A 15,613-nucleotide genomic window follows, 5' to 3' on the forward strand; every position below is an offset into this window, starting at 1 on the left:
GATCAACGGGCGGCAATGCTTGACGGGGTACGCGTCGCACTCGGCGTCACGGGGTCGATCGCGGCGGTCAAGACCATCGAACTCGCCCACGAACTCCGGCGGCGCGGCGCGCGCGTTCGCGGCGTGATGACCGACAGCGCGCAGGGGATCATCCATCCGTGGGCGCTCGAATTCGCCACCGAGAACCCGGTCGTGACCGAACTCACGGGCCGGGTCGAACACGTCGAACTCTGCGGACGCGACGGCTGGGCCGACGTATTACTGATCGCACCCGCGACGGCGAACACCGTCGGGAAGATCGCAGCGGCCATCGACGACACGCCGGTGACGACGACCGCGACGACCGCGCTCGGTGCCGACGTTCCTGTGGTGGTCGCGCCGGCGATGCACGAGCCGATGTACGACCATCCCGGCGTGCTTGATGCCATCGAGCGCGTCGAGTCGTGGGGCGTCGAGTTCGTCCCACCACGCATCGAAGAGGGAAAGGCGAAGATCGCGAGTCTCGACGCCATCGCGCTCGACACGGCGCGCGCGACGGGCGCACACGACCTCGCTGGCGAGCGGATCGTCGTGACCAGCGGGGCCACGAGCGAGGCGATCGATCCGGTGCGCGTGCTCACGAACCGCTCGTCGGGCAAGACCGGGCGGGCGGTCGCGCGGGCGTGCTACGCGCGCGGTGCGGACGTGACACTCGTTCACGACGGACCGGACGTTCCCTATGCCGACGTCGAACGCACCGAGAGCGCCGCGGAGATGCTCGCCGCAGTGGAGGGAGCGGTCGCGGACGCCGACGCGTTCGTCTCGGCGGCGGCGATCGGCGACTACACCGTCGAGGCGAGTGACGAGAAGATTCGTTCGGGTCAGGAACTCTCGCTCGCGCTCGAACCCACGCCGAAGGTCCTCGATGCGGCTCGTGACGCCCGGCCCGACCTCCCAATCGTCGGGTTCAAGACCGAGACGAGCGGCGTCGACGAGGAGATGATCCGGGCCGCCCGGGAGACGCTCTCGCGTGCGGAACTGGCGTTCGTGGTGGCTAACGACGCGAGCGTGATGGGCGAGAGCGAGACCCGCGCGCTCGTGGTGCGAGAGACGGACGTCGAGAGCTACGAAGGCGACAAGGCGGGGCTCGGCGCGCGCGTCGCCGAGGAGTTGGCGGGCGAGTTGGCAGAACCCTCGTCGACGTAGACCACCATACTGCTGATCGTACAGCCGCTGTCGAAGAGGAATCGCTGGACCTCGTGGCGCTCGTAGCCGTCCAGATACTGCTCGATATCGGCGGCGTTGTCGTACTCTTCCGAGCAGGCCTCCGACGGGCCGAAGGCGATGACGATCGGCGGGCGATCGCCACCCTGCACCGCTCGTCGTACCGCCGCGGCGTCGTCCGTGCTGTTCGTCCGCGCCCCGTCGCCTTCGAGATACCAGGCGAACGGCAGGCGCTCGAACCAGCCGTTGCCGGCGGTCGGGGTCAGATGCGAGTCGGGGTCGGGCGCGTAGAGCTCGTCGCCGTCGAAGTCGGGATCGTCGCCGTAGTACAGGACGTCCGTGCCGTCGTTCGCCCGGGCGACCCGTTGCAGCTCGTCGAGCAGTGGCTTCATCTCGCTCGACGACTGGGCGTACTGGACGAGCTCGTTGTCGGCGCTCTGTGGGTTCGCGTAGGAGGTGTCGTAGGCGCTCGCGGCGACCTGGCCGGCAGCCACGACCAGTACGAGCGCGGCCGCGACGGCGACGATCGCGTCGCGATCGACCTGTGAGTGAGCGAGCGAGGCACGGAGCCGCGAGAGGCCAATCTGGGCGACCAGCGCCAGCCCGACCGCCGCCGGCACCGTGAGCGGGACGATGACGTGGATGACCTCCCACGGGAACGGGTTGTCGACGATCACCGGATAGCCGAGCGCGCTCGCCGCGCCCCAGAAGAAGGTGAACGCGACGACGTCGCGCGGGTGCTCGCCGGTGTAGCGGTCGACGAGGAAGCCCACGACCGAGAAACCGAGCAAGATGGGCGCGCCCGCGCCGAGCACCGACCAGAGCGCACTCGCGGTGTCGAGATAGGCATCGCCGCTGCCGCTGCCCCACTGTTCGACGAAGGCGTGCCACGAGCCGACCAGTGCCTCCTCGATCAGCGCCGGCAGCAGCGTCGGATCGGCGATCGTCGCGCCCAGCGTCGGCTCCGCACCCGCGGCCTGGCCGCGCGGTGCGTAGAAGAACACGACGATCCCGACGAACAGCACGACTCCGAGCACGAGATGGAGCCACCAGCGCCCAAGCCCGGCACGGACCCGTCGAGTGGCGTTCCGGAGCGCCTGTGCGGGGCTGTGGGTGCGCATCAACAGCCGACGATCGGCGAGCAGGGCGAGCGCCCCGAGCCACGTGACGGGGTAGACGAGCGCGTTCTCCTTGGTTGTAAAGGCGAGCGCGAAGAAGGCGACCCCGAGATAGAGATGGAGGGGGCGGTCGCGGTCGTACGCACGGACGAGGAAGCCGAACGCGACGAGCATGAACCCCGCGAGCAGCAGGTCGTTGCGGTAGAACCGCGAGTAGTAGAGGAGGACGGGGTTGGCGGCGAGGACGAGCGCGAGGACGAGCGTCTCGGAATCACGCAACCGATCGCCGAACAGGAGCGCCACGAGCGGGAGCAGCCCGCCGACGACGGCGACGACGAGCCGCATCGAGAAGTCGGAGGCCCCGAGCAGCGCGAATACATGACTGTCCACGAGCGTGAGGAACGGCCCGTGGACGATCGGGCGATACCAGTAGACGCCCGTCTCCATGTAGCGGTAGGCCCAGTAGGCGACGCGCGCCTCGTCCTGGTGGGCGACGCGCGCGCCGAGACCGACCAGTCGCACGGCGAGCGCGAGCACGGCGATGGCGACGACGAGCGCTCGGACACGGCTGCGGCGACTCGACCAGTCCATCACTCGTCGCTCTCGTCGGGTGATTCCGGTCGCGACTCGCCCGTGTCGGGCCAGACGGCGTCGCCGGCGAACTCGATGCCCATGCGTTCGGCGGCCTGCGAGATGACGTGTGCACCCGTCGGCACGGTCATGAACAGGAAGACGATGCCGACCAGGGAGGTGAGGCCCGCGCCGCCGGGCGCGCTCGGCGCGAAGTAGATCGTCCCGGCGAGAAAGAGCGAGGTCGCTCCGAGGGTGGTGGCCTTGCTCGTCGCGTGCATCCGGTTGTAGACGTCGGGTAGTCGGATGAGACCGATCGTCCCGACGAGCAGGAAGAACGTTCCGATGGCGATGAACAGCGTGACGAGCGCGGCGTGGATCGTATTCATTCGATGATGTCCCCCTCGGAGACGTAGCGCGCGACGGCGATCGTGCTGATGAAGCCGATGATGGCGAGCACGAGGCTCACGTCGATGAAGAAGCCGTCGTCGGTCTGCAGCGCGAACAGGATGGCGATGGCGACGACGTTCGTCGCGATCGTGTCGAGGCCCACCACCCGATCGGGCGTCGTCGGGCCGAAGATGACGCGATAGCCGGCCAGCAGCGTGACGCCGCTGGCGACGACCAGCCCGACGGTGATGGCGAGACTGAGGAAGCCGGGGAGTTCAGTCGCCACCGACATCACCCCGTGGGGCCGCCGGTGGCGCGTCCTCTGGACTGGCGTCCTCGTCGAAGATGACGAGCGCGTAGTCCTCCCATGTACGGATGGGATCGACGAGGCTCGCCTCGTCGCGACCGGTGATGCCGTGGACGTAGAGCGTGTTCGAGTCGGCGTCGTAGTCCATCGTCAGTGTTCCCGGCGTGAGCGTGATCGAGTTGGCGATCGTCGTGATCGCGGGATCGCTCTCGACGCGCAGCGGCACCGCGACGACGTCGGGTTCGATCGGCAGCGACGGCGAGAGCACGCGGTAGACGACGTCCAGGTTCGCCACGACGAGCTCTTTGACGAAGACCGCCAGATAGGCGACCGTCGCCGGCAGCGCCCGGACGACGCGCCCGAGCGCGATCTCGTCGGCGTAGAACCGCCGGAAGGCGTACGCGAGTGGGATGCCGACGGCCAGGCCGATGAGCAGCTCCTCGGCGACCCGCTCGGGCGTGAGCGCGACGCCGCGGACGAACAGCCAGACCGCCGCGAACACCACGCCGATCGCCGGCCAGCGTCTCATTGGAGACCCTCCAGAACGGCGTCGACGTATGCTTGCCTATCGAGCGCGATGTCGGCGGCGGCCTCGGCCGCGCGCAACACGGGATCGAAGCCGACGCCGACGAGGAGCAGGAGTCCGGCGAGGCCGACGACGATCACCACGAGCGACGGTGCATAGGTCGCCGTCCGCACGCCCTCGGATTCGGTGCCCCAGAACCCACGATTCCACGCCCGCGAGAAGTACGCGATCGTGAGGATCGCGCCGATCAGCGAGAGCCCGAGCGCGACCGCCCCGCCCCGGCCACCCAGCGCGCCGGCGTGTGCGGTCGTTCTGAAGACGAGTAATTTGCCGAAGAAACCCGACAGCGGCGGGATGCCGATCAGCGAGACCGCTCCCAGGAAGAAGCCGATCGAGAGCACCGGCGTCCGTTTAGCGAGCCCGCCGATGCGCTCGAAACGGACCGAGCCGACGGCCTCCTTGACCGTGCCGCTCGCGAGGAACAGCATCGATTTCGTGAGACCGTGGTTGAGCGCGTAGACGAGCGCGGCCGCGATCGCGAGCGCCCGCACCTCGGGAACCGTGGCCGCGACCGCGAGCGGGAGGATCACGAAGCCGATCTGGCCGATCGACGAGTAGGCGAGCACGCCGTCGAGCCCGTCGCGGCTCACCGCGCCGATCCCCCCGAGGAGGATGCTGCCGGCGGCCATGACGAACAGGATCGGGCCGAAAAACGAGAGGAAGTCGTTGCCGACGAACCCCGGCAGCCCGAGCCCTGCGGGGAGGGTCGCGGCGGCGAAGACGGTGAAGTAGAGCCGGATGATCGCGTAGATGCCGACCTTCTTGACGACGCCGGCGAGCATCGCCGTGACGGGTGCGGGCGCGGCGCGGTAGGCCGCCGGCACCCAGAACTGGAAGGGGACGATCCCCGCCTTGAGCGCGAACACACAGAACAGCAGGACTGTCAGGCCCAATACCGGCACCGGATCGACGCCGAACTGCGCGGGGTTGGCGAGTCGGCGGGCCATGTCGGCCATGTTGAGCGTGCCGACCGTGGCGTAGAGCCCGCCGATGGCCAGCAGCATGAGTGCGCTCCCGAGCAGGTTGAGCACGGTGTAGGTCAGCGCCGCGCGCGTGTGTTCGGGCCCTGAGTAGAAGGCGACGAGCACGTAGCTCGACAGGAGCATCACCTCGAACCAGACGAAGAGGTTGAAGATGTCGCCCGTGAGGAACGACCCGGTGATGCCGACGACCATCAGGTGATAGAGCGTGTGGTAGGAGATCCGCTGGGCGAACCCACTCATGAACCGCACCGAGAAGGCGACCGACGCGAGCGAGACGATCGCCGTCAGCCCGAGCATGAACAGTGAGAGCGCGTCGGCGACGAGCGTGATGCCGAACGGCGAGGGCCACGCCGAGAGCTGGTAGACCAGGATCGACTCGTCGACGACCCGCCCGGCGAGCAGTGCCACCGCGCCGAGATAGGCGAGCGCGCCGAGGACACTCGCCGCCCGCTGGGCGCGGGGGAATCGTCGCAGCGGCAGGGTAGCGATCGCCGTGAGGAGGGCGATCAGCAGCGGCGCGATGACGATCTGGGCGGCCATCAGTGCTCGCCTCCCGTCTCGCCGAGTTCACGCAGATCGATCGTGCCGTGTTCCTCGTGGATGCGGTAGGTGAGCACGAGCGCGAAGGCGGTCGTCCCGAAGCTGATGACGATCGCCGTCAGGACGAGCGCCTGCACCAGCGGATCGGTGATCGTCGCGGGGTTATCGGGCGGGCCGTGACCGAGAATCGGCACGCTCCCGGCAAGCCCCCCCATCGTGACGAGATAGACGTTCGCGGCCTGGGAGATGATCGTCACCCCCCAGACGACGCGGACGATATCTCTGCGGAGCACCAGGAAGGTCCCGAACGCGAACAGCAGGCCGAGCACGCCGGCGAGGACGAACTGCGTCATTCGTCGCCCACCACCGTGAGGATCGTCAGGAGTCCGCCGACGACGACGAGATAGACCCCGAGATCGAAGACGAACGCGCTCGCGAGTTCGAGATCGTCGAAGATCGGCAGGTCGTGGAGGAAGACGACGGCCTGCGAGAGGAACGGCTGGCCCAGCAGGATGGCGACGACGCCACCGCCGGCGGCGATCGCGAGACCGACGGCGAACACGTTGAGGAAGTCGGCGACGATCGCCGGGCCGCCCTCGACGTCGTCGCCGGTGCGCCCGAGCAGGTCCTCCTGGAGGTAGTCGAGCCCGTTGACGATGTAGACGAGCGCGAACGCCGCCACGGTGAGCACGCCCGCGATGAACCCACCGCCGGGGAGGTTGTGGCCCTGGAAGAGCAGCGCGAGCGCCGTCAGCAGGATGAGCGGGAAGACGACGCGGGTGACGGTGCGGGTGATGACCGACATGTCGCGGGTGCTCACGAGGACTCACCCCGACCACGCATGGCGACGAGTGTGAGGACGCCGAGGGCGGCCATCGCCACCACCGAGATCTCGCCCATCGTATCGAACGCACGGAAGTCGACCAGAATGACGTTGACGATGTTGCTCCCGCCGCCGAAGTCGGCGAGGATGGAGCCGTGCTCGGCCGGCACGGGCGCGCGCTCGACGAAAAAGCGCGCGATCGCGTCGGGGCTGCCCGCGGTCGCCACGAGAACGCTGATCGTCACCGTCAGCCCGACGCCGCCGGCGAGCAGCGCGTCGCGGGCGACTTTCCCCCGATCGGCATCGCCGTAGAATGCCGGCAATCGATCGAGAACGAGCAGGAAGATGACGAGCACGAGCGTCTCGACGACCAACTGCGTGAGCGCGAGGTCGGGCGCGCTGGCGAGCACGTAGAAGAGCGCGACCATGAACCCGAGCACCGACAGCGTGAGCACGCCCGCGATGTGCGAGGGGGCTCGCGCCACCGCCGCGGCCCCGACGATCGCCACGAGCAACACGATGACGACCGGCGCGGTGATCGAGAGGTCGGAAAACGCCGGCACGGAGATCCCGGCCGCGAGATAGCCCGCGAGCGCGAGCAGGCTCGTCACGCCGAGCATCCAGGCGGCATAGGTACGGAACTGACCGGTCTGGATGCGGGGCAGCGCCAGCCCGCTCACATGTTCGAGCCCGTAGACCGCTTTGTCGTAGTACCAGTCGGCCGAGAGCGGCCCGTGCGTGAGCCGCCGGACGCCGTCGCGCAGGCGATCGTAGAACGGCGAGAGCGCCGCTCCTGTGAGGATCGTGATGGCGCTCATCGCCACCGCCGGCGTGAGCTCGGTCGGGAGATGGATGCTCATCGTGTGGGCCTCGCCGGCGACCGCGCTGCCGAACGCCGACTGGACGATCGTGTCGACGGCGAGCTGCGGGTCGATGCCGACGATCATGGCGAGCCCGGCGAGAACGACCGGCGGGGCGAGCAGCGCCAGCGAGGGACGATGGACCTCGCCGAGCCCGGCGGGTTTCTCGCCCATGAACAGCCAGAGGAATCGTATGGAGTAGAGGAAGGTGAAGACGCTGCCGAAGACGGCGACGGCGGGGAAGAGCCACGCCAGCCCGCCGAGCTCGTGGGCCACCTCGTAGGCCGACTCGAAGAGCAGTTCCTTCGAGTAGAAGCCGTTGAACGGCGGGACGCCGGCCATTCCGAGCGCGGCGATCGCCGTGACGATCCCCGTGATCGGGAGATCGTGGCGTAGCCCACCCAGTTCCGAGATCGCGCGAGTGCCCGCCTCGTGGGCGATGATGCCGGCGACGAGGAACAGCGTCGCCTTGAACAGCGCGTGGTTCAGGATATGGAACGCCCCCGTCTCGGCACCCAGCTGGTTGGCGAAGCCGAATCCGGCGGTGATAAGGCCGAGATGTGAAGCTGTCGAGTAGGCCAGTAGCTCCTTGATGTCGCTCGCACCCACAGCGAGCAGCGCCGTGACGGTCATCGTGAGGAGCCCGAGCGTCCCGAGCAGCAGCATCCACTCGTCGCCGACAAGCAGCGGTCGCATCCGTCCGATGAGGTAGACGCCCGCCTTGACCATCGTCGCCGAGTGGAGGAAGGCCGAAACGGGGGTCGGCGCTTCCATCGCGTTCGGCAGCCAGACGTGGAGCGGGACCTGTGCGGATTTGGCAGCCGCGCCGATCGCGACGAGAACGAGTACCGGGACGAACAGGCCCGCGCTCTCCAGAGCGGTGCGCATCGCGTCGGCGTTGGCAATCATCGAATCGGGTGTGCCGATGAGAGTGAACGTCGTGCTGCCGAGTGCGTCGCCGGAGACGAACGCGAGCAGCACGAAGCCGACGAGCATGAACAGGCCGCCGGAGACGGTGATGAGCATCGATTTCCGGGCGGCGTAGAGCGAGCTCTCGCTCTCGCGGTAGTGACCGATCAACCCGAACGAAGTGATGCTCGTGAGCTCCCAGAAGACGAACAGCGCGATGAGGTCGGACGCGAGCGCGACGCCGAGCATCGAGCCCATGAAGGCGAGCAGGGTGCCGTAGTAGCGCGCCTGGCCGGGTTCGCCGTGCATGTAGCCCGCCGAGTAGGTGAACACCAGCACGCCGACACCGCTTGCGAGTAGCGAGATGAGCAGCGAGAGGCCGTCGAGGTAGAGGCTCAGTGAGACGCCGAGCGTCGGAATCCACTCGGCCGACACCGAGCCGGTGGTACCGAACTGGCTCGCGACCAGCCCGAACGAGGCGAGCGCGACGAGCGCCGCGAACCAGGCCGTGCGCTCGCCGAGCGCGCGGTAGACCAGCGGCGTGACGAGCGCGCCGAGGAACGGCAGCGCGAGCGCGGCAAACAGGGCCATCCCCGCAGGATCGGCTGTAGCCTGTGCGAGCGTGGCGGCTCCCGTCCCGAGTTGCCCCGTTGTCGAAGCCTCGGCGATCGCTGTCGGGAGCGCCACGAGAGACATGTCCGAATCTGCAAGCGATGGCTCTTAACGGTTCTCAAATCCGTCGCCGGCGGGTCGGTTTCACACCGTCTCGTCGGTGGTTCGACTCGGTAGGCGAGCCCCACATCGACCCGCCAGCCCGGCACGTAGATTTATATACGATACCGCGGCCAGACCGCCCCAACGCACCGGTCTACCGGGGAACGCGACCGAGCGGTCGGGTTCCTCCGACTTGGACTGGTGTGCAGATTACAGGAAACCATGAAGGAAAAAATCAAACAGTTCGTTGCGGACAAGCGTGGTGTCAGCCCCGTGATCGGTGTCGTATTGATGGTCGCCGTGGTCGTGATTCTCGCGGCCGTGATCGGCGCGTTCGTGCTCGGTCTCGGTGGAAATCAAGCGGCGGCTCCACAGGCAACGTTCAGCGTCGATGGGCAGAGCGTGATCTACGAGGGTGGCGACAGTTTGTCAACTAACAATCTCTCGGCCAGTGGTGCAAAAGTCTCAAATAAGGGGGACCTCACACCAGGAGATACTGCCGCAACCATCAGTGGTAACGGTACAGTACGAATCGTGTACGAGGGCGACGGTCAATCCTCGACCATCTGGCAAACCGAGGTCTAGACCGACTACCCGTGCACCCATCTCGGGTGCATCGAGTAGTTTCAGAACATTCCCTTGATTTTTGTAACGCCCAGTAACCGACGGTTCGGTAGGAGTACGTGTCTGATTTAGGACCGTTTGCGTCCGTTGCTCTCGATGATCTCGATTTCGACCGACTCGTTCGGCTCCAGATCGTCGATGAGCAGCGAGACTGCGCCCTCGATGTTCGTCAGGCTCGCGCTCGGCTCGACCTCACCGTTTCGGTGACAGACGATTTCGAGCTGGCCGTTCTCGCCGGGTGTGGCGGTCGTGCTTGGCATGGATGTACGTTGCAGACGAGCACGGATGAGGGCAATCCTGGCACATGCGTGGCATCCATCGGCGTGCGACGCGACGATTTTCGATTTCGTCGTGGCGATCGCGTTTGGATCGTCGGTTCGTGCGCAGCGAGCGGTGTGGGTCGGGATGCGATTGCGTAGCGTTCGATTCGACGACCGTCAAGCTTTACCCACGACTGGCTGTACCCGCAGCATGAATCAGCTGGAGGAGTCGCTGCTCGACGCCCCCATCATCGAAAAAGAGGGCTATCAGTACTTCGTCCATCCGATCAGTGACGGCGTGCCGATGCTCGAACCCGAGCTCCTGCGCGAGATCGTCATCAAGATCATCCGCAAGGCCGACGTCGACGTCGACAAGATCGTCACGCCCGCCGCGATGGGCATCCACATCTCGACGGCGGTCTCGCTGATGACCGACATCCCCCTCGTTGTCGTCAGGAAACGCCAGTACGGCCTGGATGGCGAGGTCGCGCTCTCGCAGGTGACTGGCTACTCGGAAAACGAGATGTATATCAACGACGTCGACGCTGGCGATCGCGTGCTCCTGCTCGACGACGTTCTCTCGACGGGCGGCACGCTCCGCGGGATCACCGGCGCGCTCGAAGAGATCGGTGCGGAGATCGCCGACGTGGTCGCGGTGATCAAAAAGGAGGGCGGCGGCAACGAACTCGAAGACACCGACTACGACGTGCGGACACTGATCAACGTCGACGTCGAGGACGGCGCGGTCGTCATCACCGATTCACACGGCGACGACTGAGGGCCACGGGGCTTTTGCGTGCGGCGCTCCCACCGAGAGTGATGCCAAGCGCACTGTTCGTCGTCAGCGAGGAAGGCTACTGGGGAGAGGAATGTACGACACCGCTCACGATGCTCTCGGATGCGGGCGTCGAGATCACCGTGGCGACGCCGAGCGGTTCGCCGCCGGTGATCGACGAGCGCTCGATCGATCCCGACGAGGTCGGTGAGGAGACCGCCGAGGAGGTCACGGAGATCCACGAGTCCGACGAGCGCCTGAACGACCCGATCCCGGTCGCGACCGCCGACGCCGACAACTACGATCTCGTGGCCTTTCCCGGTGGCCACGGTACCGAGTGGGACGTCAACCAGGACAGTCACGCCCGCGCGCTGCTCGTCGATGCGGTCTCCGGCGATGAGGGCAAAGGCTACGTCGTCTGCCACGCGGCGGGCATCCTTGCCTTCGCCCGCGAGGACGATGGCTCGGCGATCGTCGAAGGCCGTGACGTGACCGGGTTCCCCAATGCGTGGGAGGAGGGGATCGTCGACGATCACGACCGAATGCCCGACGGCCGGAAGCTCCCCTACTGGGTCGAGGACGAGGTCAAAGCCGTCGGCGGCAACTGGGACGCCGAACTCGACGCCGACACGAGCGTAACCGTCGATGGCGATCTCGTCACCGCTCGCGGCCCCGGCTCCTCGGCCGCCGGTGGCGAGAAACTGCTCGAAGAGCTGGATATCGAGTAGTTCAGTTGAGGATGACGCTGTGGTGCGGCCGCGCGACCGCGGTGCGGCGCGGTTCCTGGTGTCTCGGCGAGCGACGCGAGCCGAGGCTCAGGAGAGTTTACTTTCCTGGTGGATGAAGGGCGAGTAGCGAGGGACCGAAGGTCCCTCGTACCGTGCGAGCGGGCCTCTGGCCCGCGAGCAGACGACCACAGGGAGCGAGGGCTTCGGCGGTGCGGTAGCGGTGCCGTGCGGTTGCGGAGATGATAGGCTGCTCTACCGCGAGCGAACGGAGTGATCGAGCGGGCCGACGACTGACCAGCGGGAAGGAGGAGGCTTTTGGTGCAGATTTTGCGAGGGAGCGAACGAAGTGAGCGACCGTAGCAAAAGGTGCAGTAGCGGGAGGTAGATTTGAACTACCGGTCTGCGGGTTATGAGCCCGCCGGAATCTCCTGGCTATCCCATCCCGCTACCTGTTCATACCGCAGTCGACCCATTAACGGTTGTGATTCAGTCGTTGCCTGTTGTCGTGTGAACGCGCCACGTGAACAGGCTCTCGGCAATGTAGTTGACGACCATGCCGGCGGCGATACCGGCGACCTTCGCGACGACGAACCAGCCGTCGATACCCACGAGAGTGAGATCGACGGCGATCATGCGATAGAGAGCACGGAAAACCGCGAGCTGGACGAGGATGCCGCCGATGCGGACGACGTTCGAGCGGACCAGCCGGCGGACCATCGGGAACCGACCGGCAGCCCCCTCGGCCGAGAACGTCCAGGTGTCGTTCAGCACGAACATGACGAGAATCGAAATTTCGATGCCGACGAAGACCGCCAGCTCCGGGAACACGCCGAGTTCGCGCAGCACGGTCGCCGTCGTCACGTCGAACAGCGCGCCGACGACGCCGACCGAGACGAATCGCCCGAAGCGGGAACCGGAGGCGAGCGCGGAGAGTCGCTGGCCGATATCGGAGCGCGACGATCGATTGCCGGCGGATGCGAGCGAGTCGCCGGTACGGTCGTCGGTCATTGCTCGTCCGCGTCGACGAGCGGATGCTCCTCTCGCTGTGCGGCGATCATGCCGTGCAGCCGGTTCTCGTTGATGAGTGCCGCACGGTGGCGCGCCGCGAGCAACCCGCGCGCGAGCGCGATCGAGGTCCCCACTGGCGAGACGGTCGAGTCGGGCTGGTCGTGCCACTCGATCGGGATCTCCGCGATCCGCTGGCCGAGCGCGCCCGCGATCGCCACCAGCTCGATGTCCCACGCGAAACCCGGCTCGTAGAGGTGTTCGCGCACCGTCGTCCAGGCCGCGTGCGAGATCGCCTTCGCGCCACACTGGTAGTCGAACAGCTGTGGATCGAGCAGCCGGCGGGCGAGCCACGCGAAGGTGTCGCCGAGCCGACGGCGCGCGAACGTTCGATGGCGGGCGATCCGTGCGTCGGGATGGCGACGCGAACCGACCGCGAGCTCTGCATCGTCGTCGAGAACGGATCGGGTGACAGCGGCGAGCGAGTCGGCGGGCGTGCTGCCGTCGGCGTCGGCGAACACCAGAATATCGGTATCGAGTGCTTCGAACCCCATCGTGATCGCCCGCCCCTTGCCGCGGCGGTAGGGTGCCGTGGCGACGGTCCCCGGCAACGAGGAGAGCCGTTCGACCGCATCCGGTCGGGGCACGTCGAGTTCGATACGGATGACCGTCGGGTCGAGCCGCTCGGCGATGGCGGTGACGTACTCGGCGAGTCGCTCGACGTCGGGCCGGTAGGCCGGCACGACGACCCCGACGGAGCGCTGCATGGGCGAGATCCCGACGGCGCGAATAAAAGGAGTTCGGAAGCGCCGCTGCCGCATCCCACAAGAGGGATATGCGCCGCTTCCCCGCTTTCGCTATGGAGTACGGTCTCGTCGCCCTCTGGCTGGCGGCCTTTCTCGCCATCGGGCTCCTTGCAACACCGCTCGCTGCCCGGCTCTTTCGGGACTTTCCCGATCGCGGGGTCGCCCTCTCGCTGCCGCTGTCGCTCGCGACCGTCGGCATCGTCGCCTACTGGCTCGGCCATCTCTCGCTCACCGCCGGTCTCGTCGTCGGACTGATCGTTCTCGCCACCCTCTCCGTGCTTTCGCTTCGCAAACTCGACAGGGAGGCGTTCGATCTCCGGGCGATGGCCGGCCCGGTGCTCGTCTTCGCGCTCGCCTTCGCGTTCATGCTCACGGTGCGGGCGCTCGACCCAGCCGTCCACCCGGGCGGCGGCGAGAAGTTCCTCGACTTCGGGCTGCTCAAGTCGCTCCTGCGGACGTCACAGCTCCCACCGGAGGACGTCTGGTTCGCCGGCGAGCCGGTCAAATACTACTACGGCGGCCACCTCCTCACGGCACTGCTCGCGAAGCTCACGGTCACCGAGGCGCGCTACGCCTACAACCTCGTGCTCGCGGGCTTTTTCGGCATGCTCGTCACTGGAACCTACGGTCTCGCCGGTGCGGTCGCCGACTCGCGTGGACGCTCGGCACGAACGGCCGGCGTCGTCGCCGCCTTCTTCGTCGGTTTCGCGAGCAACCTCGAACCGGCCGGCCGCGCCGTGCTCTGGCTGCTACCCGATGGCCTCGCACGAACGATCGCCGACGCGCTCGGCGTGACGATCGAGGGGCTCGCGGCCTCGCCCGCGGAGTTCAGCTACTGGGGCGCGAGCCGGGTGATCCCGGGGACCGTCAACGAGTTCCCCCTGTTCGCGTGGCTCAACGGCGATCTCCACGCGCACATGCTGAGCACCCCATTTCTCCTGCTGGCCGTGGCGTGCTGGTTCGCCTACTACCGAACGCCGGCCGACGAGCTCGGACGTCGCCGACTGCTCGTCTTCGGTGCGCTCCCCCCGATCGCTGGCCTGCTCACGGTGATCAACACCTGGAGCTTCCCGACCGTCGCCGGCGTCGGCTGGCTCGCGCTCACTTTCGCCGACAGCGATCCCGCGACGCTCGTCCCACGACTCGGCGATCGGCTCTCGCGCGGGCGGTCCCTGCTCGGGCGAGAGCTCCGCCGGACGGCGAGCGCGCTGGCGGTCGCAGCGGGTGTTCTCGTCCTCGGCGGGCTGTGGTCGCTACCGTTCTGGCTCGGGTCGGCGAGCGGGCGCGCCATCGCCTTCCTCCCCGATCGGAGCGCGCTCGGACCGCTCGTGGTCGTCTACGGGGCGTTCGTGCTCGTGTTCGTCCCGTATCTCGCCTCCCGCTCGCGTGGGCTCACGGCGCGCACGCGACGGATCGCGCTCGCGGCGACGGCCGGACTGATCGTGCTCGCGTGGCTCGTCGATGCCGCCGCGGTCGCGCTGTTCGGTCCGCTCCTACTCATCGGCTGGCTGGTGCTTGCCGCACGACGGAACGGTACGGACTCCGCTCGGGCGGGTTCGGGGATCGTCGGACGGGCACGACCCGCCGAGTCGGACGGCGGGGTCGACGGGCGAAGCGGGCTGCCAGACGTGGGCTTCGAGACCGTGCTGGTGGTCGCCGGCGTCGGTCTCGTCCTGCTCGTGGAATTCATCTACATTCAGGAGGACGCCGGTCCGGGCCGGTTCAACACCGTCTTCAAGACCTACGCGCAGGTGTGGGTGCTCTTCGGGACGGCGGCGGGCGCGATCGGTGCGTGGCTCGTCGGCGCGGGGCGGCCAACGATTGGTCTCTCTGGCGGTGCTCGCACGGCCGGTCGCGTGCTGCTCGCACTACTCGTGCTCTCGACGTCGATCTACGGCGCGCTCGCGCTCACCGATCAGGTGACGAGCGAGGCGAGCGTGGCGACCGTCGACGATCCGACGCTCGACGCGCTGGAGTTCGTCTCGACGACCCATCCCGAGGAGGCCGACGCGATCGCCTGGCTCGATTCGCGGGCGGGCCAGCCACACATCGTCTCGGCACCGGGCTGTTACTGCAACGAAGACGACGGACTGACGAGCTACAACTGGGTCAACGCCCCGTCGAGTTTCACGGGGCTCCCGACGGTCGTCGGCTGGGACCACGAGATCGGCTACCGTGGCGAGGGGCCGTATCTCGATCGCGTGGCGGACGTCGAGACGATCTACGAGGGCACGCCCGCAGCACGCACACGACTGCTCGACGAATACGACGTACGCTACGTCTACGTCGGACCGAACGAGCGGGAGGCCTACGGCCCGACGGTGTTCGACGATCTTCAAGGAATCACCGTCGCCAAGCAGTGGGACGAGGTCACGATCTATCGGGTGAGCCAGCAGCGACTGGCCGCGTGAC

At 67.4% G+C, this 15,613-nt stretch carries 16 protein-coding genes and 1 tRNA gene; 5 read left to right on the forward strand and 12 right to left on the reverse strand.

Annotated elements, in window-relative coordinates; translation table 11 throughout:
• Positions 1-15: 15 nt before the first annotated feature.
• Positions 16-1,185 (forward strand): bifunctional phosphopantothenoylcysteine decarboxylase/phosphopantothenate--cysteine ligase CoaBC, encoded by a 1,170-nt coding sequence (gene coaBC / locus NO363_RS06735; protein ID WP_256687833.1) that lies wholly within the window; start codon positions 16-18, stop codon positions 1,183-1,185.
• On the opposite strand, the gene NO363_RS06740 is transcribed toward coaBC, so the two are convergent.
• The 8 genes from NO363_RS06740 to mbhE are packed head-to-tail and all read right to left on the reverse strand — an operon-like array spanning position 1,104 to position 8,985.
• The gene (locus tag NO363_RS06740) at positions 1,104-2,912 is read right to left on the reverse strand and encodes a flippase activity-associated protein Agl23 (protein WP_256687835.1); all 1,809 of its coding nucleotides are present in this window, start codon (positions 2,910-2,912) and stop codon (positions 1,104-1,106) included. The two genes, coaBC and NO363_RS06740, sit on opposite strands and share 82 nt — an antisense overlap.
• Positions 2,912-3,280, reverse strand: a complete 369-nt coding sequence (mnhG, locus tag NO363_RS06745) for a monovalent cation/H(+) antiporter subunit G (RefSeq protein ID WP_256687837.1) — start codon at positions 3,278-3,280, stop codon at positions 2,912-2,914. Before mnhG ends, NO363_RS06740 begins: the two co-directional genes overlap by 1 nt.
• Positions 3,277-3,573: an MrpF/PhaF family protein gene (locus tag NO363_RS06750; protein WP_256687838.1), complete on the reverse strand. Its 297-nt coding sequence runs from the start codon at positions 3,571-3,573 to the stop codon at positions 3,277-3,279. The genes mnhG and NO363_RS06750 overlap by 4 nt, the downstream gene beginning before the upstream one ends.
• Positions 3,557-4,117 carry a Na+/H+ antiporter subunit E gene (locus NO363_RS06755; RefSeq protein WP_256687839.1) on the reverse strand — a complete coding sequence of 187 codons (561 nt, stop codon included), beginning with the start codon at positions 4,115-4,117 and terminating at the stop codon, positions 3,557-3,559. Before NO363_RS06755 ends, NO363_RS06750 begins: the two co-directional genes overlap by 17 nt.
• Positions 4,114-5,697, reverse strand: coding sequence for a complex I subunit 5 family protein (locus tag NO363_RS06760; RefSeq protein WP_256687841.1), 1,584 nt, complete (start codon positions 5,695-5,697; stop codon positions 4,114-4,116). Before NO363_RS06760 ends, NO363_RS06755 begins: the two co-directional genes overlap by 4 nt.
• Complete coding sequence (locus NO363_RS06765; protein WP_244698652.1) at positions 5,697-6,050, reverse strand: sodium:proton antiporter; 354 nt, start codon at positions 6,048-6,050, stop codon at positions 5,697-5,699. Before NO363_RS06765 ends, NO363_RS06760 begins: the two co-directional genes overlap by 1 nt.
• Positions 6,047-6,502, reverse strand: a complete 456-nt coding sequence (locus NO363_RS06770; protein ID WP_256687936.1) for an MnhB domain-containing protein — start codon at positions 6,500-6,502, stop codon at positions 6,047-6,049. Before NO363_RS06770 ends, NO363_RS06765 begins: the two co-directional genes overlap by 4 nt.
• 11 nt (positions 6,503-6,513) lie before the next feature.
• A complete protein-coding gene (mbhE, locus tag NO363_RS06775) occupies positions 6,514-8,985 on the reverse strand; it encodes a hydrogen gas-evolving membrane-bound hydrogenase subunit E (protein ID WP_256687842.1) in 2,472 nt (823 codons plus the stop codon).
• Positions 8,986-9,225: 240 nt separating this feature from the next.
• Here mbhE and NO363_RS06780 point away from each other — a divergent pair, with 240 nt between their 5' ends.
• On the forward strand, positions 9,226-9,588 hold the full coding sequence (locus tag NO363_RS06780; protein ID WP_256687843.1) for a type IV pilin domain-containing protein: 363 nt from the start codon (positions 9,226-9,228) through the stop codon (positions 9,586-9,588).
• A 107-nt stretch (positions 9,589-9,695) separates the two neighbouring features.
• Here the strand turns inward: NO363_RS06780 and NO363_RS06785 are convergent, their stop codons facing one another.
• The gene (locus NO363_RS06785) at positions 9,696-9,887 is read right to left on the reverse strand and encodes a hypothetical protein (protein ID WP_256687845.1); all 192 of its coding nucleotides are present in this window, start codon (positions 9,885-9,887) and stop codon (positions 9,696-9,698) included.
• A 211-nt stretch (positions 9,888-10,098) separates the two neighbouring features.
• Between NO363_RS06785 and hpt the strand changes: the two genes are divergently transcribed.
• The gene (gene hpt / locus NO363_RS06790) at positions 10,099-10,665 is read left to right on the forward strand and encodes a hypoxanthine/guanine phosphoribosyltransferase (protein WP_004052857.1); all 567 of its coding nucleotides are present in this window, start codon (positions 10,099-10,101) and stop codon (positions 10,663-10,665) included.
• A 41-nt stretch (positions 10,666-10,706) separates the two neighbouring features.
• Positions 10,707-11,390 (forward strand): DJ-1/PfpI family protein, encoded by a 684-nt coding sequence (locus tag NO363_RS06795; RefSeq protein WP_256687854.1) that lies wholly within the window; start codon positions 10,707-10,709, stop codon positions 11,388-11,390.
• A 372-nt stretch (positions 11,391-11,762) separates the two neighbouring features.
• On the opposite strand, the gene NO363_RS06800 is transcribed toward NO363_RS06795, so the two are convergent.
• The 3 genes from NO363_RS06800 to NO363_RS06810 all read right to left on the reverse strand — a co-directional run bounded on the left by NO363_RS06800 (position 11,763) and on the right by NO363_RS06810 (position 13,162).
• Positions 11,763-11,837 (reverse strand) — tRNA-Met (locus NO363_RS06800).
• Between the two features lie 39 nt (positions 11,838-11,876).
• Positions 11,877-12,398 carry a GtrA family protein gene (locus NO363_RS06805; RefSeq protein WP_256687856.1) on the reverse strand — a complete coding sequence of 174 codons (522 nt, stop codon included), beginning with the start codon at positions 12,396-12,398 and terminating at the stop codon, positions 11,877-11,879.
• Positions 12,395-13,162 (reverse strand): glycosyltransferase, encoded by a 768-nt coding sequence (locus NO363_RS06810; RefSeq protein WP_256687858.1) that lies wholly within the window; start codon positions 13,160-13,162, stop codon positions 12,395-12,397. The genes NO363_RS06805 and NO363_RS06810 overlap by 4 nt, the downstream gene beginning before the upstream one ends.
• A gap of 92 nt (positions 13,163-13,254) precedes the next feature.
• On the opposite strand from NO363_RS06810, the gene NO363_RS06815 reads away from it, so the two are divergent.
• Positions 13,255-15,612: a DUF2298 domain-containing protein gene (locus NO363_RS06815; RefSeq protein ID WP_256687860.1), complete on the forward strand. Its 2,358-nt coding sequence runs from the start codon at positions 13,255-13,257 to the stop codon at positions 15,610-15,612.
• Position 15,613 lies beyond the last annotated feature (1 nt).

The organism is Halococcus qingdaonensis (assembly GCF_024508235.1).
Lineage (GTDB): Archaea > Halobacteriota > Halobacteria > Halobacteriales > Halococcaceae > Halococcus > Halococcus qingdaonensis.